The 19,574-nt window shown below is 74.8% G+C and carries 13 protein-coding genes; 7 read left to right on the forward strand and 6 right to left on the reverse strand.

The features are described 5' to 3' along the window. Nucleotides 1-87: 87 nt before the first annotated feature. The 4 genes from AB3388_RS12665 to AB3388_RS12680 form a co-directional block, all read right to left on the reverse strand. Nucleotides 88-951 carry an ATP-binding cassette domain-containing protein gene (locus AB3388_RS12665; RefSeq protein ID WP_495411122.1) on the reverse strand — a complete coding sequence of 288 codons (864 nt, stop codon included), beginning with the start codon at nt 949-951 and terminating at the stop codon, nt 88-90. Further along, nucleotides 948-2,786 (reverse strand): dipeptide/oligopeptide/nickel ABC transporter permease/ATP-binding protein, encoded by a 1,839-nt coding sequence (locus AB3388_RS12670; RefSeq protein ID WP_495411123.1) that lies wholly within the window; start codon nt 2,784-2,786, stop codon nt 948-950. The genes AB3388_RS12665 and AB3388_RS12670 overlap by 4 nt, the downstream gene beginning before the upstream one ends. Then, nucleotides 2,783-3,724 (reverse strand): ABC transporter permease, encoded by a 942-nt coding sequence (locus AB3388_RS12675; RefSeq protein WP_495411124.1) that lies wholly within the window; start codon nt 3,722-3,724, stop codon nt 2,783-2,785. Before AB3388_RS12675 ends, AB3388_RS12670 begins: the two co-directional genes overlap by 4 nt. Nucleotides 3,725-3,794: 70 nt before the next feature. Beyond that, nucleotides 3,795-5,330, reverse strand: a complete 1,536-nt coding sequence (locus tag AB3388_RS12680; protein ID WP_495411125.1) for an ABC transporter substrate-binding protein — start codon at nt 5,328-5,330, stop codon at nt 3,795-3,797. A 118-nt stretch (nt 5,331-5,448) separates the two neighbouring features. Between AB3388_RS12680 and AB3388_RS12685 the strand changes: the two genes are divergently transcribed. The 4 genes from AB3388_RS12685 (at nt 5,449) to AB3388_RS12700 (ending at nt 9,831) form a co-directional block, all read left to right on the forward strand. Next, nucleotides 5,449-6,057 (forward strand): TetR/AcrR family transcriptional regulator, encoded by a 609-nt coding sequence (locus AB3388_RS12685; protein WP_495411126.1) that lies wholly within the window; start codon nt 5,449-5,451, stop codon nt 6,055-6,057. Between the two features lie 173 nt (nt 6,058-6,230). Then, nucleotides 6,231-7,730 (forward strand): carboxylesterase/lipase family protein, encoded by a 1,500-nt coding sequence (locus tag AB3388_RS12690; protein WP_495411127.1) that lies wholly within the window; start codon nt 6,231-6,233, stop codon nt 7,728-7,730. Then, nucleotides 7,727-8,659 carry a nucleoside hydrolase gene (locus AB3388_RS12695; RefSeq protein WP_495411128.1) on the forward strand — a complete coding sequence of 311 codons (933 nt, stop codon included), beginning with the start codon at nt 7,727-7,729 and terminating at the stop codon, nt 8,657-8,659. Before AB3388_RS12690 ends, AB3388_RS12695 begins: the two co-directional genes overlap by 4 nt. Beyond that, on the forward strand, nt 8,656-9,831 hold the full coding sequence (locus tag AB3388_RS12700; protein WP_495411129.1) for a glycoside hydrolase family 1 protein: 1,176 nt from the start codon (nt 8,656-8,658) through the stop codon (nt 9,829-9,831). The genes AB3388_RS12695 and AB3388_RS12700 overlap by 4 nt, the downstream gene beginning before the upstream one ends. A gap of 15 nt (nt 9,832-9,846) precedes the next feature. Here AB3388_RS12700 and AB3388_RS12705 read toward each other — a convergent pair whose 3' ends face one another. Beyond that, the gene (locus tag AB3388_RS12705; protein WP_495411130.1) at nt 9,847-10,578 is read right to left on the reverse strand and encodes a GNAT family N-acetyltransferase; all 732 of its coding nucleotides are present in this window, start codon (nt 10,576-10,578) and stop codon (nt 9,847-9,849) included. A 140-nt stretch (nt 10,579-10,718) separates the two neighbouring features. Between AB3388_RS12705 and AB3388_RS12710 the strand changes: the two genes are divergently transcribed. Genes AB3388_RS12710 through AB3388_RS12720 form a run of 3 tightly spaced genes read left to right on the forward strand, consistent with a single transcriptional unit; the run spans nt 10,719 to nt 16,307 of the window. Then, nucleotides 10,719-13,355: an ATP-binding protein gene (locus AB3388_RS12710; protein ID WP_495411131.1), complete on the forward strand. Its 2,637-nt coding sequence runs from the start codon at nt 10,719-10,721 to the stop codon at nt 13,353-13,355. Next, entirely contained in the window at nt 13,324-14,964 is a 1,641-nt protein-coding gene (locus AB3388_RS12715; RefSeq protein WP_495411132.1) for an FAD-dependent oxidoreductase, read from the forward strand. Before AB3388_RS12710 ends, AB3388_RS12715 begins: the two co-directional genes overlap by 32 nt. Further along, on the forward strand, nt 14,961-16,307 hold the full coding sequence (locus AB3388_RS12720) for a sensor histidine kinase (protein ID WP_495411133.1): 1,347 nt from the start codon (nt 14,961-14,963) through the stop codon (nt 16,305-16,307). Before AB3388_RS12715 ends, AB3388_RS12720 begins: the two co-directional genes overlap by 4 nt. Nucleotides 16,308-16,314: 7 nt before the next feature. On the opposite strand, the gene AB3388_RS12725 is transcribed toward AB3388_RS12720, so the two are convergent. After that, complete coding sequence (locus AB3388_RS12725; RefSeq protein WP_495411134.1) at nt 16,315-19,563, reverse strand: ATP-binding protein; 3,249 nt, start codon at nt 19,561-19,563, stop codon at nt 16,315-16,317. Between the last annotated feature and the right edge of the window lie 11 nt (nt 19,564-19,574).

The following is a 19,574-nucleotide window of genomic DNA, read 5'->3' on the forward strand; positions in this document are numbered from 1 at the left end:
GTCCGATCTCTTCGGTGGCCGGGCACGCCCGACCTCGGTGCAGCTGGGGGAGGGGAGGAGGGAGGAGAGGGAGGGGGACGGGGACGCTCAGGCGACGGCGCCGGCCTGCTCGTCCTGCCGGCGCTGTTCCTCGATCAGGCGCCGCCGGTCGGCGCGGCGCTGCTCCTGCAGCACCGGGTCCGCGACGGGAGCGGCGAGGAAGAGCCGCTGCGTGTAGGGGTGCTGGGGCCGGCTGGTCACCTCGTCGCCGTCCCCCCACTCGACGATCTCGCCGCGGTACATGACCGCGACCCGGTGGGAGAGGTGCCGGACGACGTCGAGGTCGTGGGACACGAACAGGTAGGCGACCCCGGTGCGCTCCTGGATCTCCTTGAACAGCGCCAGGACCCGCGCCTGGGTGGACAGGTCGAGCGCGGAGACCGGCTCGTCGCAGACGATCAGCCGGGGCTCGAGCGCCAGCGCGCGGGCGATCGCCACCCGCTGCCGCTGGCCGCCGGAGAACTCCCGGGGCAGCCGGCTGCCCGCGTTCGAGGGCAGGTGCACCTGGTCGAGCAGGTCGCGGACCCGCTTGGTGGCCTCGGCCTTCGGGACGTCCCGGACGGTGAGCGGCTCGGTGAGGATCTGCTCGATCGTCATCGCGGGGTTCAGCGAGGTGTACGGGTCCTGGAAGACCACCTGGATGTCGCTGGACAGCGCCCGCCGCTCCTTGCGGGAGAGGTTGCTGATGTCGCGGCCGTTGTAGTGGATCGCGCCCTCGGTGACCGGCGCCAGGCCGAGCACGGCGCGGCCGAGCGTCGTCTTACCGGAGCCGGACTCGCCGACCAGGCCCACGCACTCGCCGGGCAGGATGTCGAGCGAGACCCCGTGCAGCGCGCGGAAGCCCTTCTTGCCGAGCCCGCGCGCGGGGTACTCGACCACCACGTTGTCGACGTCGAGCAGCCGGTCGGTCATGCGGAGGCTCCCTGGGTGGCGGTGGACGAACCGGCGGGGGCGGTGGTGGTCAGCGGCCCGCGGGGCTCGCTGTCCTGCAGGATCGCGTCGAACAGCGAGCGGGTGTACTCGTGCCGCGGGTCGGCGAAGATCGCGCGGGCCGGGCCGGTCTCCACGATCCGGCCGTTGCGCATGACCGACACGCGGTCGCACAGGTCGGCCACGACGCCGAAGTTGTGCGTGACCATCAGGACGCCCATGTGGAACTCGTTCTGCAGGTCGCGCAGCAGGTCGAGCACCTCGGCCTGCACCGTCACGTCGAGCGCGGTGGTCGGCTCGTCGGCGATGAGCAGGTCGGGGTTGCACGAGACGGCGCCGGCGATGAGCACGCGCTGGGCCATGCCGCCGGAGATCTGGTGCGGGTAGGCGGCGAAGGTGCGCTCGGGATCCGGAATGCCGACGCGGGCGAGCAGGGCCAGGGCCTTCTCCCGGGCCTCGGCCTTGCCGATCTCGAGGTTGACCCGCAGCGGCTCGGTCAGCTGGTGACCGATGGTGAAGTTCGGGTCGAGGTTGCTCATCGGCTCCTGCGGGATGTAGGCGATCTTCTTGCCGCGCAGCCGGGTCATCTCCTTGGCCGACAGGTGGGCCAGGTCGGCGCCCTCGAACTCGATCGTGCCGGCGACGATCCGGCCGCCCGGGGGGAGCAGGCGCAGGATCGAGAAGGCGGTCTGGGTCTTGCCCGAGCCGGACTCACCGATCAGCCCGTGCACCTCGCCGCGGCGGACAGTGAGGGTGACGTCCTCGACGACGGTCTTGACCGAGCCGTCGGGTTGGTCGTAGCCGACCGAGAGCCCGTCGACGTGCAGGAGCTCCTCGCCGCCGGCGGCGCCGGGGAGCTCGTCGTGCACGACCACCGGCTCGCCGGCGACCTCGACGGTCGCCGGCGCGCGGCGGCTGCGCTTCTTCTTCGGCGCGCCGCTGCGCTCCAGCTCGTCGCGCAGCGCGTTGCCGAGCAGGAACAGCGCGATGCAGGTCAGGCCGATCGCGAGGCTCGGCCAGAGCAGCTGGAGCGGCGCGCGGAAGATGGCCGCGAACGCGGCGTTGAGCATGCCGCCCCAGGACGGCCGGGAGGTGTCGCCGAGGCCGAGGAAGTCCAGACCGGCCTGGATGGCGATCGCGATGCCGGCGATGCCGGCGGCGAGGATGATCGCCGGCGCCCGCACGACGGTCAGCACGTGCTTGCCGATGATCCGGGCGTCGGAGAGGCCCGCGACGCGGGCGGCGTCGACGTAGAGCTCGTGGCGGACGGCGGCGACGGAGGCGGACACCACCCGGTAGAACGCCGGCGAGATCAGGACGCCGAAGATCGCCATGGACAGCAGGATCGACGGGCCCAGCGCCGCCCGGACGGCCAGCAGGATCACGATCGCGTTGAGCGACATGAGGAAGTTGGAGACCCACGCCGACGAGGACTCGAACCAGCGGCCGAAGTAGCCGGCGATCAGGCCGGTGGTGACCCCGAGCGCGACCGCGACCACGACGGTGATCAGCGCGCCGAGCAGGCTCAGCCGGGCGGCGAAGAGCAGCCGGGACAGGATGTCCTGGCCGGAGGCGTCCGCGCCCAGCGGGTACTTCCCGCCGGGCGGCGCCAGGACGTCCTGGGCGTTGGCGACGTTCGGGTCGTGCGGGGCCAGCAGCGGGGCGAACACCGCGGCCAGGACCACCAGGAGCAGGAAGACCAGCGTCGCGACGCCGAGCGGGTTGCGCAGCAGCCGGCGGAACAGCGGCTTGTGGGCGGACTCCTCGAGGGTGTGGACCTCGGGGACCTCGGCGGGGGGCAGCGGGGCGGCGGTCATGCGCGGCGCACCTTCGGGTTGAGCCAACCCTGGAGCAGGTCGACGACGAGGTTGACGATGACGACGAGGATGGTCACGGCGATCACGAGGCCGAGGACGAGCGGGATGTCCCCGCGGCTGCTGGACTGCACGGCGACCTGGCCCAGCCCGGGGATCGCGAAGATGGTCTCGACGAAGACGGCGCCGCCGATGAGCGCGATGAACTGCACCGCCAGGATCGACAGCGCCGGGCCTGCGGCGCTGCGGAGCACGTGCTCGTAGACGACCCGGCTCTCCGGCAGGCCGCGGCTGCGCAGCGTGCGCACCCAGTCCTGCCGCTGCGCGTCGAGCATCGCGCCGCGGACCTGCTGGGACACGCCCGCGATCGCGCCGATGGAGAGCGCGATCACCGGCAGGGTGATGGAGGCCAGCCAGCCGCCGGGGGAGTCGGCGAACTCGGTGTAGCCGGTCGGCTTGAACCAGCCGAGGTTGATGGCGAAGACCAGCACCAGCCCGACCGCCAGCAGGAACCCGGGGATCGCGACACCGATCACCGACACGACCTGCACCACGCGGTCGACCCACCCGCCGCGCCGGGCGGCCAGCACGCCGAGCAGGACGGCGACCACCGCGGACACCAGCGTGGCGCCGATGACGAGGGACAGCGTGACCGCGGCGCGGCTGCTGATGGCGTCGGTGACCGGCTGGCCGGTGAACCAGGACACCCCGAGGTCGCCCTGCAGGGCGTTCCCGAGCCAGTCGAAGAACTGGGTGAGGACCGGCCGGTCCAGCCCGAGCTCGGCGTTCTTCGCGTCGACTGTCGCCTGCGACGCCTGCTGGCCGAGGATGGTCCGGGCGACGTCGCCGGCCCCCGCGTACAGGAGGAAGAAGGTCGCCACGGTGACGACCACGATCAGGACGACCCCTGCGGCGAGCCGTCGGAGCACGAAACGGAGCACGGGAACCCCTTAGGGCTGCGGGTGGGGGAGGGTGGGCCGCCGTCCGCCGGACGGCGGCCCACCCCAGGGGTCAGGACTTCGGCGTGATGTTCCAGAGGTACGGGTAGGCGTTGTCGGCCTGCTGCACGACCTCGATGTTCTCGCTGGCCGCGTAGTTGCTCTGGAGCCGGTACCACGGGTCGAACCAGGCCTGGTCGACCACGTACTTGTTGAGGTCCTTCGCCGCCTGCGCGGCCTCGTCCTCGGAGCCGGTCTGGATCGTCGCGGTCAGCTGGGCGACCGTGTCGTCGGGCTGGTGGAAGACGTTCCAGGTGGCGGCCTGCGTCATGGAGAAGTTGGCGGTCTGCCAGGCCGTCGGGTCCATCTGCAGGATGAAGAAGGCCGCCGGGTACTTGGCGCCCAGGATGTCCGAGATCGCGTTGTTCAGCGGCACCTGCGTGTACTCGACGGTGATGCCGACGTCACCCAGGTACTGGCGGATCAGGTCGTAGACGGTGTTGGCACCGATCGGGACCTGCGGCATCTGGAGCGTGAACCCGTCGGCGTGGCCGGCCTCGGCCAGCAGCTGCTTGGCCTTGTCCGGGTCGAAGTCGTAGGTGTTGTCCAGCGACTTGTCGTAGGCGTCGGTGTTCGGGTTGAAGACCTGCCCGGTCACCGTCCCGCTGTCGGCGACGACCGCCTTGAGCATCGCCTTGCGGTCGATGGCGTGGTTGATCGCCTGGCGGACCCGGACGTCGCCGAGTTCGGGGGACAGCTGCCCGTTGCGGTCGAACAGGATGAGCCCGGACCAGTCCAGCTCGTGCGGGTAGAGCGTGTAACCCGCGGCCTTGATCTGGTCGCCGGCGGACTGGTCGAGCAGGTTGACCCCGTCGACCTGGCCGCCCTGGATGGCGTTCAGCTGCGTCTGGGCGTTGTCGAGAACGGTGAGCGTCAGCGTCTGGAAGTGCTGCTCGTCCGGCGCCCAGTAGTCCGGGTTCTTGGTGAAGACGTACGACGAGCCGACGACGGTCTTGTCCTGGTCGAGGACGTAGGGGCCGGAGCCGACCGGGACGGTCTGCGCGTCCGGGGAGGCGGCCCCCTTCGGGCTCTCCTGGGCACCGGCGTTCTGGGTCAAGTAGAGCAGCAGGGCCGGGTCCGGCTGGGAGAGCGTGATCTCCAGGGTGTAGTCGCCCGTGGCCTTGGCGTCGGCGACGTTGGCCAGGTAGGAGGCGTTGGCCGAGGTGCCGTTCTTGAACGCGAGGATGTTCTTCGCCGCGACGTCGGCGTTGAACTTCTCGCCGTCGGTGAAGGTGACGTCGTCCCGGAGGTTCATGGTGAGGACGGTCTTGTCGTCGTTGTAGGACCAGTCCTTGGCCAGCCACGGCTCGATCTCGGAGTCCGGCGTCGCCCGGAGCAGGCTGTCGTAGACCGCCTGGATGTAGGGCGACTCGTTCGCCCAGTTCGCGTTGGCGGCGGCGAACGACGTCGGCGGCACGATGACCCCGAGGTTGACGGAGTCACCGGCAGCGGCGCCGCCGCTGCTGTCGTCACTGCCACCACATGCGGACAGCGACACCGCCATCGCCGTGGCGACCGCGGCGAAGACGAGCCTCTTTCTCCTGAGCACGCGCAGTTCCTCTCGGATGTAGCACCCCGGAGGCGGGGTGACGTGGGGCACAACGTAGCGGGAAAACCTACCGAGCACTAGGTTTGTTTTCAGAAAGTTTCGGGGTTACCGTCCGGCCATGACGGCGACCACTCGGAAGCCCCGCGGCGAGTACGCCAAGACCCCCGCGCGGAGGCAGGAGATCCTCACGGCGGCGGTCGAGGTCTTCTCCACCTCCGGCTTCCACAAGGGCTCGCTGCGGGACGTGGCCGAGCGCGCGGGCCTGAGCCAGGCCGGCGTCCTGCACCACTTCCCCAGCAAGAGCCACCTGGTCGAGGCCGTGCTGACGTGGCGGGACGACGAGTCCCTGCAGCGCATCGGGGAGGGCGGCAGCGGCCTGGACCGGATCCGGGCGCTGATCCGGCTGGTCGAGTACAACCAGCGAGAGACTCCCGAGCTGGCGGAGCTGTACGCGACCCTGTCGGCCGAGGCGACCGCGCCGGACCACCCGGTGCACGACTACTTCGCCCGGCGCTACGCCTGGGTCGTGGAGCACCTCCGTGACGCGTTCGCGGACGTCGCCGACGACGGTCTGCTCCACCCGGACGCGGTCCCGGCCAGTGCCGCCCGCGCCATGGTGGCCCTGATGGACGGGCTGCAGATCCAGTGGCTCTACGACCGGGACGCGGTGGACATGGCGGCGGAGGTCCGGCGCGCCGTCCAGGCGCTGCTGACCGTCGAGCTCTAGGGGGACGCCGCGGGCGCCTCCGTCGGCGACCCCGGGATCCCCGGGAGCCGGAAGCGGATCGATCTCGACGAGCCTTGCCGCGAGGCGCTTCACCGCGCATCAGTGTGATCGACACCACAGGGCGGGGCACTTCGGGGTCCCGGTCCGCGGACCACGACCAGGAGGACACGACCATGCGCCCGACACCCACCGGCGAGCACGCCGTCGTCGAGACGACGACCGGCGCCGTCCGCGGCTTCTGGCGGGAGGGGTCCGCGGCGTTCCTCGGGATCCCGTTCGCGGAGCCGCCGTTCGGCGAGCTGCGGTTCCGGGCGCCGGTCGCGCGGGCGCCGTGGCAGGGGGTCCGCGACGCGCTCGAGTACGCGCCGACCCCGCAGCGTCAGGCGCTCATGGAGATCACCACGATCCCGGAGCCCAGCATTCCGGGGGACGACGTCCTCGCCGTCAACGTCTTCACCCCGCGGCCGCGGCCGTCGGCGGGGGACGAGACGCCGCTGCCGGTGCTCGTCTACATCCACGGCGGCGGGTACGTGGCCGGGTCGCCGGCCAGCCCCTGGTACGACGGCGCGGCGTTCAACCGCGACGGGATCGTCACGGTCACCGTCTCCTACCGGCTGGGCTTCGAGGGCTTCGGCTGGCTGCCCGACGCACCGGCCAACCGCGGAGTCCTCGACTGGCTGCTGGCGCTGGAGTGGGTGCGCGACAACATCGCCGCGTTCGGCGGGGACGCCTCGCGCGTGACGATCGCCGGCCAGTCGGCGGGCGGCGGCGCGGTGATGACGCTGCTGACCCTGCCCCGGGCGCGCGGCCTGTTCACCGGCGTCATCTCCCTGTCCGGCGTGCCGACCGACGTCCCGCTCGACGCGGCGCGCCGGACCACGGCGGAGATCGCCGCCCGCCTCGGGGTGAGCCCCGACCGGGCCGGGTTCGTCCCGGTCGCCGAGGACGACCTGCTGGCCGCGCAGGGGGACGGCTTCGCGCCCCTGGCGAACCCCTCCGCCGACGACCTGCTCGCCGTGGTGCGCGGGCTGGTCGGCCGGCTGCGGCTCGGCCCGGTCGTGGACGGCGACCTGCACCCGCGCAGCGTGGAGGAAGGGCTGGCCGCCGGCACCGGGCGCGACGTGCCGCTGCTCGTGGGCACCACCCTCGACGAGTTCAGCGGGCTCGCCCGCGCCAACCGGCACCTGTTCGAGGAGCGCGAGCTCGCCGGTCTGCTGCGGGATCTGGGGCTGGAGGACGCGGTGGCGCGGCGGTTCGCCGACGCCCTGCCGGAGCGGCACCCGGCCGAGGTGGTCGGCCAGTACGCCACCGATGCGCTCTTCCGGCGCCGGGTCGTGGACTGGCTGGCGCTGCGCGAGGGCGCCGCCCCGACCTGGGCGTACGACTTCCGGTGGCCCTCGGCGGTCAGCGGCGTCGCCGAGCACTGCCTCGACGTCCCGTTCGCCTTCGACCTGCTCGAGGACCCGGACGTGACCCGCGTGGCCGGACCCGGCGCGCCGCAGGAGCTGGCCGACCGCGTGCACGGGGCGTTCGTCGGCTTCATCCGGGACCGCGACCCCGGCTGGCCCGCCTACGACGACGGCTCCCGTGCGGTCATGGCCTTCGACGAGAAGTCCGGCGTGGTCTCCGGCGGCTACGAGTCCGCCCGGGCGCTCGTGGACCCGGTCCTGTGACGGGCCGCGTGCGGGTGGTCGCGGACAACGACTACGGCGGCGACCCGGACGGGCTCGTGCAGCTCGGTCACCACGCGCTGTCGCCGTCGGTGGACCTGCGGCTGGTTATCGGGTCGCACCTGCGCCCGGACGACCCCTTCGACCCCTCCGACCGCACCGCGGACAACGCCGCGGCGCTGGCCCGCGAGGTCCTCGACCTGGCCGGCCGGGACGACGTGCCGGTGGTGGCCGGCTCGAACACCGGGCTGGCCGACCCGGGGACGCCGATCCGCTCGGCGGCGGCGGAGGCGCTGGTCGCCGAGGCCATGCGGGACGACGTCGACACCCCGCTCTACGTCTGCGCCGGGGCCGGGCTGACCGAGATCGCCAGCGCCTGGCTGATCGAGCCGCGGATCGCCGAGCGGCTCACGCTCGTCTGGATCGGCGGGCCGGAGCACCCGGGGCTGGCCGAGCCGCCGCCGAACGCGATGCCGATCGAGTACAACCTGCTCATCGACGTGACCGCGGCCGGCGTGGTGTTCGGCGAGTCGTCGATCCCGATCTGGCAGGTGCCGCGCGACGCCTACCGGCAGACGCTCGCCTCGTTCTCGGAGATGCAGCTGCGCATGGCCGAGCAGGGGCCGCTGGGCGCCCGGCTGTTCGAGGCGCTCGACGGCGTGCGGTCGATGGGGCGGCAGTACGGCTTCGACATCGGGGAGACCTACATCCTCGGCGACAGCCCGCTGGTGCTCCTGACCGCGCTGCAGTCGGCGTTCGAGCCGGACCCCTCGTCGAGCCGCTACGTCGTGCGGGAGACGCCGGCGATCACCGGCGACGGGCAGTACGCACCCGTGCCCGGCGGCCGCCCGATGCGGATCTACACGCAGCTCGACCTCCGGCTGATGATGGACGACCTGTTCGCCAAGCTGCAGCTGCACGGCCGGGAATGAGCGGGCCGCGGTTCCCCGAGGGGTTCGTCTGGGGCGCGGCCACGTCGTCGCACCAGATCGAGGGCGGGAACGTCAACAACGACTGGTGGGCGCGGGAGCACGCGCCGGACACCGTCGTGGCCGAGCCCAGCGGCGACGCCTGCGACAGCTTCCACCGCTACCCCGAGGACGTCGCCGTCGTCGCGGGCCTGGGCCTGGGCTCGTACCGGTTCAGCCTGGAGTGGAGCCGGATCGAGCCCGCCGAGGGCGAGTTCTCGATCTCCGGCCGCGATCACTACCGGCGGATGGTCGACACCTGCCTCGAGGCCGGCGTCGTCCCCAACGTCACGATCAGCCACTTCACGATCCCGCGCTGGCTGGCCGAGCGCGGCGGCTGGACCGCGGCCGACGCCGCCGAGCGCTTCGCCCGGTTCACCGAGTTCGTGCGGCCGGTGGTGGAGCGCGACGTCCCGTACGTCTGCACGATCAACGAGCCCAACATCACCGCGACGTTCGCCAACCTCGGCAAGGACGCCACCTTCGGCGGCGCCGGGCTGCCGGCGCCCGACCCGCTCGTGGCCGACGCCCTGGCCGACGCGCACCACCGCGCGGTGGAGATCGTCCGCTCGTGGGACGGGCCCCGGGTGGGGTGGGCGGTCGCGACGCAGGCGTTCACGCCGCTGCCCGGCGCCGAGGACGTCACCGCCGAGTACGCCGGCCCGCGGGAGACGCGCTTCCTGCAGGAGGCCGCCGGCGACGACTGGCTCGGAATCCAGGCGTACACGCGGACCTTCGTGGGGCCCGACGGACCGCTCGCGGTCGCCGAGGGCGTGGAGACCACGCTGACCGGCTGGGAGTACTTCCCGGACGCGGTCGGCATCGGGCTGCGCACGGCCGCCGCGCACGCGCCGGGGGTGCCGCTGCTGGTCACCGAGAACGGCATCGCCACCGCGGACGACGAGCGGCGGATCGCCTACACGCGGGGCGCACTGGGCGTCGTGCACGCCGCGCTCGCCGACGGGGTCGACGTCCGCGGCTACTACCACTGGAGCCTGCTGGACAACTTCGAGTGGGTCGCCGGCTACCGGCCCACGTTCGGCCTGGTCGCGGTCGACCGCGCGACGTTCCGGCGGACGGTCAAGCCCAGCGCCCGCTGGCTGGGCGAGGTCGCCCGGGCCAACGCCCTTCCGTAGGGGTCTCGGCGAGCGTCAGTCCACGGGCGGGATCGCGGTGCGGACGGCGTAGAGGACGTCGTCGCGCTCGTGCACGAACCCGAGGCGCGCGGCCACCGCCCGGCTGGCCGCGTTGTCGGGGCTGGTCGTCCACGTGGGCCGGTGCCCGCGCGCGCGGATGTCGGCGACCACCGCGGCCGCGCACGCCGTCGACAGGCCCCGGCCCCGGACGTCGCGGGCGGTGACCACGCCGATGTCCTCGAACCGCCGTCCGGCGAAGAAGGAGCAGGCGACCGACACGGCGCGGTCGCCGTCGAACGCGGCCCAGCCGTAGCCGGAGGCGGCCAGCCCGGCCGGCCCGCCCCAGGTCTCGCCGATCCAGGCGATCGAGGGGTCCAGCCGCTCGAGGGCCGCCGCGTCGCGGGGGCCCAGCCGCCGCACCGGGTGCCGCGGCGCCGGGACGTGCGCGTCGTCCGGCAGGACGGCGACCACCCGCGGCCAGACCGTGGTGCGCGGGTCCACGTCGCGCAGGGCCGGCAGCCACTCCGGCGGCGCCTCGACCAGGCCCGCCAGCCCGCCGATGACCGCCGGCTCGCCGCGCAGGGCGAGGTTGCCGCCGGGCAGCTCGGCCAGCACCGTCCGCGGGCGGTGCCGGCGGTCGGCCCGGCAGCGGCCGACGCCGCTGGTGAGGATGTGCGGCGCGATCAGCGGGCCCGGGCGCTCGGGCGCGAAGAAGCCCGCCACCTCCGCCGCGTCGACCTCGCGCATCGCCGCGAAAGGGTATCCGGGCCGGTCCCGTCTCCGTAGACTCCTCGGGCACCACGCCGTGTCCCGCGGGAGGTGCGCCGGTGGTCGGACCGCCGCCCGAGAGCGCTCGGTCGATCCCGACCCCGGATCAGCGACTGCGTGTGTTCATCTCCTCGACCATGATCGAGCTGGCCGCGGAGCGGCTCGCCGTCCGCGAGGCGGTGACCCGGCTGCGGCTCATCCCGGTCCTGTTCGAGCTGGGGGCCCGCACCCACCCACCGCGGGACCTGTACCGCTCCTACCTCGCGCAGAGCGACGTCTTCGTCGGGATCTACGGCGAGCACTACGGCTGGATCGGACCGGGGATGGAGATCTCCGGCCTGGAGGACGAGTACGACCTCTCGGCCGGCCTGCCCCGGCTGCTCTACGTCCGCCGGACGGCGCCCGACCGCGAGCCGCGCCTGCAGCGGCTGATCGACCGCATGCAGGGCGAGGGCGACGTCTCCACGACCTTCTACGACGACCCGGCCCAGCTCGGCGAGCTGGTGTCCGACGACCTGGCCGTGCTGCTCTCGGAGCGGTTCGCCGCCCCCCGGCCGCCCGCCGGCCTGGCGCCGGGGTGGCTGCCCACCCCGGCCGCCCCGCTCGTCGACCGCCGCGAGGAGCTCGCGCTGGTGACCGGCCTGCTGCGCGACCCGGCCGTCCGGCTGGTCACGCTGACCGGGCCCGGCGGCACCGGCAAGACCCGGCTGGCGCTGGCCGCGGGGGAGGAGCTGCTCGCCGAGCGCGACGCGGTCTGGTGGGTGGACCTGTCCGCCGTCCGCGACCCGGACGAGGTGCCGCGGGCGGTGGCCACGGCGGTGGGCGTCCCGCCCGAGGGGTCGCGGTCGGTCGTGGACCTGGTGGCCGACCGGCTGGCCGGCCAGCGGGTGCTGCTCGTCGTCGACAACGCCGAGCAGGTGGCCGAGGCCGCGCCGCTGCTGGGCCGCCTGCTGAGCCGGTGCCCGAGGATCCAGGTGCTGGTCACCAGCCGCCGCGTGCTCGGGCTGCGCGGCGAGCAGGACGTGCCGCTCGGCCCGCTCGGGGTCCCGGCGGCGGGGGAGTCGCGGCACGAGGCGGTGACCGCGGCCCCGGCCGTGCAGCTGTTCTCCGCCCGGGCCCGCCGGGCCGACCCGTCGTTCACCGTGACCGAGGGCAGCGCCCCCGCGGTGGCCGAGGTGGTCCGGCGGCTCGACGGCCTGCCGCTGGCGGTGGAGCTGGCGGCCGCGCGGGTGCAGACCCTGCCGCCGGCGCAGCTGCTCCGCCGGCTGAACACCGCGCTGGACGCGGTCCTGGAGCTGCGCGATCCCGACCTGGACGCCCCGGAGCGCCAGCGCACCCTGCACGCGACCATCGCCTGGAGCCACGATCTGCTGACCGAGCCGGAACGCGCGCTGCTCGCGCGGCTCTCGGTGTGCGGCGGCGGCGCCACGCTGGACACCGCCGAGGCCATCGGCGCGGTCGACGGCGACCTCGACGTCGTGGAGACCCTGGCCGCCCTGGTCGGGCACAGCCTGGTGACGGCGACCGACACCGGCGAGGGGGAGCCCCGCTTCCGGATGCTCGAGCTGGTCCGCGTGTTCGCCGCGCAGCGGCTGCGCGACCGCGGCGAGGAGGACCGGATCCGGGCGCGGCTGGCCGAGCACCTGGCCCGCGTGAGCCCGTCGGCCGGGGCCGGCCTGCTCGGCCCGGACCACACCCGCTGGCGGGCCCGGCTGGAGGCCGAGACCGCGGACCTGCTGGCCGCCCTGGAGTGGGCCGTCGAGCACGACCGCGCCGACCTGGTGCTGCGGATCGGCGGGCCGCTGGTCCGCTGGTGGTGGTCGGCCGGGCTCGTCGTCCCCCTGGCCGACGTCGCCGAGCGGACCGCCCGGCTGCAGTCGGCGGCGGCGCTGCCACCGGAGGAGGCGGCGCGGCTGGAGCTGGCCCGCGGCCTCGCCCGGGTCGCCCGCGGCGCGACCGCCGAGGCCGCACCGCTGCTGACCGCCGTCGTGGGCGGGGCCCGCTGCCGGGACGACCCGGCGCTGCTCGGGCACGGCCTCGTCGGCCTGGCCGCCACCCGCCCGCCGGACGATCCCGGACTGGGCGAGCTGCTGGCCGAGGCGGTCACCGCGTTGCGGCGCGGCGGCGACACCTGGTCGGTCGCCTACGCCCTGGTCCCGCGGGGGGACGCCGAGCTGCTCGCCGGCGATCCGGCGGCCGCCGTCCGCGCCCACGAGGAGGCGCTGCACCTGGCCCGGGACAGCGGCGACGAGCACCTCGTCGCGACCGTGCTGGACCGGCTGGGGCTCGACGCCGTCCGCGCGGGCGACCCGACCACCGCGCGGGAGCGGCTCGCCGAGTCCGCGGACCTGCACCGGCGGATCCGGGACCAGGAGGGCCTGGCCAACTGCCTCGACGGCCTGGCCGGGCTCGTCCTCGCCCTCGGGGTGCCCCGCGCCGCCGCCCGCCTCGCCGGCGCCGCGGCCGCCGCCCGCGCGGCCCTCGGCCTCGCGGCGTGGCCGCTGCTGCGCCCGCAGGTCGACCGGCTGGCCGGGGAGATCCGCGCCGCGCTCGGTGAGGACGACGAGCCGCGGGAACGGGCCGCCGGCGCGGCCGCGGGCCCGTGGGGAGCCCTGGACGCCGGCCTGGCCGTGGTCGAGGCTGCGGAGGACCTCGCCGACCGCTCCCGGTCCGGCCCCGACGGGGACGCCCGCCGGGCGGGCCACCGCACGTGGAGGAGGCGTCATGAGCAAGCCGGCTCTCCTGGCCGTCGATGACGACGGCCCGGTGCTGTCCGCCGTCGAGCGGGACCTCCGGGCGCGCTACAGCGAGCGCTACCAGATCTACACGGCCTCCTCCGGCGAGCAGGCCCTCGACCTGCTGCGCCGGCTGCGGCTGCGCGAGGACCCGGTCGCCCTGATGCTGGTCGACCAGCGCATGCCCGGGATGAGCGGCGTGGAGCTGCTGTCCGCCGCGCGCAAGCTCTACCCGGACGCCCGGCGGGTGCTGCTGACCGCCTACGCGGACACCGACGCCGCGATCAAGGCGATCAACGACGCCGACGTGCAGCACTACCTGCTCAAGCCGTGGGATCCGCCGGAGGACCGGCTCTACCCGGTGCTCGACGACCTGCTGCAGACCTGGCGGCCCCCGCCGCCGGTCGCGAACCTGCGCGTGGTCGGCGACCGGTGGTCGCTGGACAGCCACGAGGTCCGGGAGTTCCTGGCCCGCAACCTCGTGCCCTACCGCTGGCTGGACATCGAGACCGACGCCGCGGCGCGGGAGCTGCTCGAGGTCGCGGGGATCGACGCCGGCGCGCTGCCCGCGCTCGTGCTGGACGACGGCGAGGTCGTCGTCCACCCCGACCTGCACGAGGTGGCGGCCCGGATCGGGCTGCGGGCGCGGGCCGAGCGCGCGGCCTACGACCTCGTGGTGGTCGGCGCCGGCCCGGCCGGGCTGGCCGCCGGCGTCTACGGCGCCTCGGAGGGCCTGTCGACGCTGATCCTGGAGTGCAACGCGCCCGGCGGGCAGGCCGGCACGAGCAGCAAGATCGAGAACTACCTCGGCTTCCCGGTGGGTCTGTCGGGCGCCGACCTGACGCTGCGCGCCCGGGAGCAGGCCATCCGGTTCGGCGCCGAGCTGCTGGTGCCGGCCGAGGTGGTGGGCGTGCGGCGCGTCGACCCGTACACCGTCGTCAAGCTGGACGACGGCAGCGAGGTCAGCGCGTCGACCCTGCTGGTCGCCACCGGCGTGAAGTACCGGACGCTCGACGTCCCCGGCGCCGCGGGGCTCACCGGGCTCGGCGTGTACTACGGCGCGGGCCGGGCCGAGGGCGTCGACCACGAGGGCGGGCGGGTGTTCGTGGTGGGCGGCGGCAACTCGGCCGGGCAGGCGGCGCTGTTCCTCTCCCAGTTCGCCGCCTCGGTGACGCTGCTCATCCGGGGCGCGGACCTGGCCGCCACCATGTCGCGCTACCTGATCGACCGGCTGGCCGCCTCGGAGAAGATCACCGTCGAGCACCGCACCGAGGTGGCCGGCGCGCTGGGGACGCGGCGGCTGGAGGGGCTGCGGCTGCGGTCGGGCACCGACGAGCGGGAGGTGGCGGCCGACGCCCTGTTCGTCTTCATCGGGCAGGCGCCGCGCACGGAGTGGCTCGACGGCGTGGTGCGCCGCGACGAGCGCGGGTTCGTGCTCACCGGCATCGACCTGGGCACCGCGCCGCCGGACTGGCCGCTGGAGGTGCCGCCGCTGCCGCTGGAGACCTCCGTCCCGGGGGTGTTCGCGGCCGGGGACGTCCGGCACGGGGCCGGCATGCGGATCGCCGCCGCGGTGGGGGAGGGCGCGATGGCGGTCCGGTTCGCCCACCAGCGGCTGGGCGCGCAGTGACGCTCGCGCCCGGCCGGGACGTCGCGGCGGCGCTGCGCGGCTCGCGGCTGTTCGGCGAGCTGCCCGAGGAGGACCTCGCCGTCCTCGCCGGGACCAGCCGCACGGTCGAGCTCGCGCCCGGCGAGGTGCTGATGGCCGAGGGCTCGCCGCCGGAGGCCATGTACGTAGTCCTGGAGGGGGAGCTCGAGGTCAGCCGGGTCGTCGGCGGCTCGCGCGTGCTGCTCAACGTCTGCGGTCCCGGCGAGCTGCTGGGGGAGCTGGGCATCGCGCACCGCCGTCCCCGCTCGGCGACCGTGCGGGCCCGCACCCGCAGCGTGGTCCAGCGGATCGGTGCCGAGGCCCTCGATCAGCTGTTCACCCACCCGGCCTCGGCCCGGGCGCTGCTCCTGGCCGCCACCCGGCGGCTGGACCGCGAGGAGGGGCTGGTGCGCCAGCACGAGCGGATGGCCGCGCTCGGCGCGCTGTCCGCGGGGCTGCTGCACGAGCTGAACAACCCCGCGAGCGCCGTGCAGCGCGGCGCCGCCCGGCTGCGGACCCTGCTCGCGGACGCCGGCGGCCCCGGTGAGGAGCTGCAGCCGCTGGTCGGCGCGGTGCCGGTGCCGGAGGACCCGCTGGCCCGCGCCGACGCCGAGCGGGCGCTGGACGACGTCCTCGCCGGCGCCGGGGTCGAACGGAGCTGGGAGGTCGCGCCGGAGCTGATGCGCCTCGGCGTCGCCCCGGCCGCCCTCGCCGACGCGCTGCCCGGGCTGGCGCCGGACCGGCGCGGCCCCGCCGTCCGCGGGCTGGCCCGGGCCGCGGAGATCAACGCCCTCCTCGACGAGGTCTCCGCCGGCGCCGAGCAGCTCTCCCGGATCGTCACCGGCGTCCGCCCGCTGGCCTACTCCTCGGACCAGTCGCTCACCGACGTCGACATCCACGCCAGCCTCGAGCAGGCCCTGGTCCTGCTGCGCCACAAGGTGCCCCCCGGTGTGCGGGTCGTCCGCGACCTCGACCCGCAGCCGCAGACCGTGCAGGGCTGGCCCGCCGACCTGGCGCTGGTGTGGACCAACCTGCTCGACAACGCCCTCGCCGCGGTCGACCCCGACGGCACGGTCACGGTGCGGACCAGGGGTGCGGACGACGAGGTCGTCGTGGACGTCGAGAACACCGGCCACACCGTGCCGCCGGAGATCCTCGCGCGGGCGTTCGACGCCTTCTTCACCACCAAGCCGGTCGGCCAGGGCACCGGCCTGGGCCTGGCGACGTCGCTGGCGGTCGTCGCCCAGAAGCACCGGGGGCGGCTCACGCTGACCTCCGAGGACGGCGTCACCCGCGCCCGCGTCGTCCTGCCCCGGCGCCGCTGAGCGCGCCTCAGCGCAGCAGCTCGTCCGCGGCGGTCGTCTCGGGGGTGCTGACCCCGGGCGGCAGGTCCGCGCGGGCCTCGCCGAGCAGGGTCCGCCAGCGCTCGGGCCGGGTGGCGACGGGGAGCCGGGCGAGGTCGAGGGCGGCCCGCAGGCGGCACAGCCGCGCGCCCTGCCACTTCGCCGTCCGCATGGCCTGGGTGAGATCGGCGATGACCCGCTCGCCGTCCCCGCCGCGGGCCAGCGTGGCCTGGGCCCGCTGGCGGTGCAGCTCGGGCAGGTGCAGGTCCTCGCCGGTGCGCAGCACCACGTCGAAGGCCTCGGCGAGGTGCTCGTCGGCCCGGTCGGCCTCGCCGGCGGCCGCCTCCAGGCGGGCGAGGTAGGCGAGGTTGGCGGCCGCGAAGGACTCCTGGCCCATGAGCCGCAGCGTGGCGATGGCGTGTTCGAGGTGCGCGCGGTCCTCCTCGCTGCCGGGCGTGCCGACCGAGACGTAGGCGTCGCCGAGCGTCGACCAGAACGCGGAGCCGTACTCCTCGCCGATGGCCGCGACCTCGGCGCCCAGCCGCCGGGCGGCGTCGTCGTCCCCGACGAAGCGGCGGTTCCACGACGTGTAGGTCTTGACCAGCGCCGTGCTGATCGGGCCGCGCGGGAACCCGATCTCCTCGGCCCGCCGCAGGGCCTCGCGCTCCCAGTGCCCGGCGTCGGGTTCGGCGCGGGCGGTGCTCACGCACGCCAGCGCCGCGGCCGAGGCGGCCACCGGGTCCTGGGGCAGCGACCAGACCGGGGTGACGGTCTGGCCGGCCGGCCGGGCGGCGAAGCCGGCCATCGCGCGTTCCAGGTGCGCTGCCGCCGACGGGAGGCGGCCCTGGTGGAAGTCGCTGTAGCCGGCGCAGGCCTCCACCTCCGGGGCGAACGCGGCGAAGGCGGGCTGCTGGACCATGGCGGTGAGCCGGCCGACCACGCCGCGGGCGGTCGCGAGGGCGCCGCTCACCAGCCAGTAGCCCCACAGCGCGATCAGCGCCGACACCACCTCCGGGCGCCCGAGCCGCGTGGCGAGCTGCTCGGCGCGCCGGTAGTCCGACCGGACGACGGGCGCCGCGTAGCCGTGCATCGAGATGACGGACAGGCCGCGCAGCATCCGCGCGACGAGCTCGTTGAGGTCGCGGTCGTCGGACTCGGGCATCGACTCGAGCAGCTCGAGCGCGCGGGAGACCAGCCGCGTGGCCTCGGCGTGCGCGCCACGCCCCTGTTCGAGCTGGGCCGCGACGAGGTAGAGCCCGGCGGCGTGGTCGGCCTGCCCGGCCAGGTCCAGGTGCTGGGCGATGAGCGCCGGCTCGGCCGCGTGCTCGGTCAGGACGTCGGCCACCCGGGCGTGCGTGCGCCGGCGGACGTCGAGGACCTGGGTCTCGTAGGCCGCGTCGCGCATCAGGGCGTGCCGGAAGCGGTAGGTGCCGAGGCTCAGGCCGACCGGCTCGACGATGCCCGCCTCGGTCAGGACCGCCAGCTGGTCGGTCACGACCTGCTCGTCGCCGACGACCGCCGCGACGGTGGCGGGGTCGAAGGTCGGGCCGATGGTCGCCGCGACCTGCACCACGCGGAGGTCGACCCCGGGAACCTTGAGCCGCCAGGTGAGCAGCTCCTGGAGGCGCAGCGGGATCGGCTCGGTGCGCTGCGCGTCCAGGCTCGAGCGGGTCAGCTCCTCGACGAACAGCGGGATGCCCTCGGCGTGCTCGATGATCGTGGCCCGCTGGTCCGCCGTCAGGGTCTTGCCGGCGGCCAGGTTGTCGACGAGCCGGGAGGCGGCCGGGCCGTCGAGCCGGTCCAGGGTGAGCACGCACACCTGCTCGCGCCACACGATCATCGCGTCCTCGCGGGTGGTCGCCACGGCGAGCAGGCGGGGCGGCAGCCGCTCGGCGATCCGGCCGAGCAGGCCGAGGGTCGAGGGGTCGGCCCAGTGCAGGTCCTCGACGGCGAACAGGCACGGTGTCGCCTCGGCGACGGCGGCCAGCCAGTCGACCAGCCGGTTGATGGTCTCGTCGAGGAAGGCTCCCGGGTCCAGCTCCGGCGCCGGGTACTCGGCGCTCGGCGGGATGGCGAGCAGCGGGCCGAGGAAGGGGACCATCCGCGCGGGATCGAGCCCGACCGCGCGGAGCGTGCGCACCAGCCAGCCGAGCCGGTCGCCCTCCTGGCCGGCCCGGGCGACGCCGCGCTCGAGCAGCCGGGTGACCGGCCACAGCGAGACGTTGGCGTAGTAGGGCAGGCACGCGACGCCGACCACCCGGCCGCCGCTGGCCTCGACCCGGTCCAGGAGCTCGGCCACCAGCCGGGACTTGCCGATGCCGGCCTCGCCGACGACGAGGAAGGCGCTCGCGGCGGCTCCGTCGTCCGCGCGGACGGCCTGCCACGCCGAGAGCAGCCGGTCCCGGGGCGCGTCGCGGCCGACCAGGCCGGCCTTGCGGTAGCGGTCGGACTGGAAGCGCGCCGCGGCGTAGCGGGGGCGCTCGACGGTGAAGACCTCGACCGGGCGGCTGATCCCCTTCAGCTGCCGCTCGCCGACCGAGTGGAGGAAGAAGTCGGCGTCCACCAGCTGCCGGGTGACGTCGCTGATCACCACCATGCCGGGGTCGGCCTCGGACTGGATGCGGGCGGCGAGGTTGGGCACCAGCCCGACGATCGAGTCGCGTTCGGCGACGGAGCTGTCGTCGCTGAGGTCGGTGACCACCACCCGGCCGGTGTGGATCCCGACCCGCACCTGAGCGGTCACGCCGAAGCGGCGCTCCAGCTCGCCGCGGGCGTCGCGGATCGCCGTCACCAGGTCCAGCGCGGCGAGCACGGCCCGCCGGGCGTCGTCCTCGTGCGGCTCGGGATAGCCGAAGCCGGCGAGGATGCCGTCGCCGGCGTAGTGCATCACCGAGCCGCTGTAGCGGTTCACCGCCTCCCGGGCCGCCGCGCGGTAGACGGCGTAGAGGTCGCGCAGCTGCTCGGGCTCCACCCGCTCGGACAGCGTCGTGGAGCCGACCAGGTCGGCGAACACGAGCGTCATCAGCGCCCGCTCGCCGGACGGCCCGAGCTGGCGGCCGGCCACCCGCCGCAGGATCGAGGCGGCCCGCCGGTTGTCGGGATCGACGGCGCGGACCTCCTCGGCCGTGGTCCGCGCCGGCTCGAGGTCACCCGCGGCCAGCGACGCCTCCGCGGCGGTGAGCAGCCGTTCGAGCAGGCGCGAGAGCCTCGTCTCGGCGGAGCTGGCGAGGTCGGTCACGCCCTCATCGT

The sequence above is a fragment of the Geodermatophilus sp. SMS 5-13 genome, from assembly GCF_059428245.1.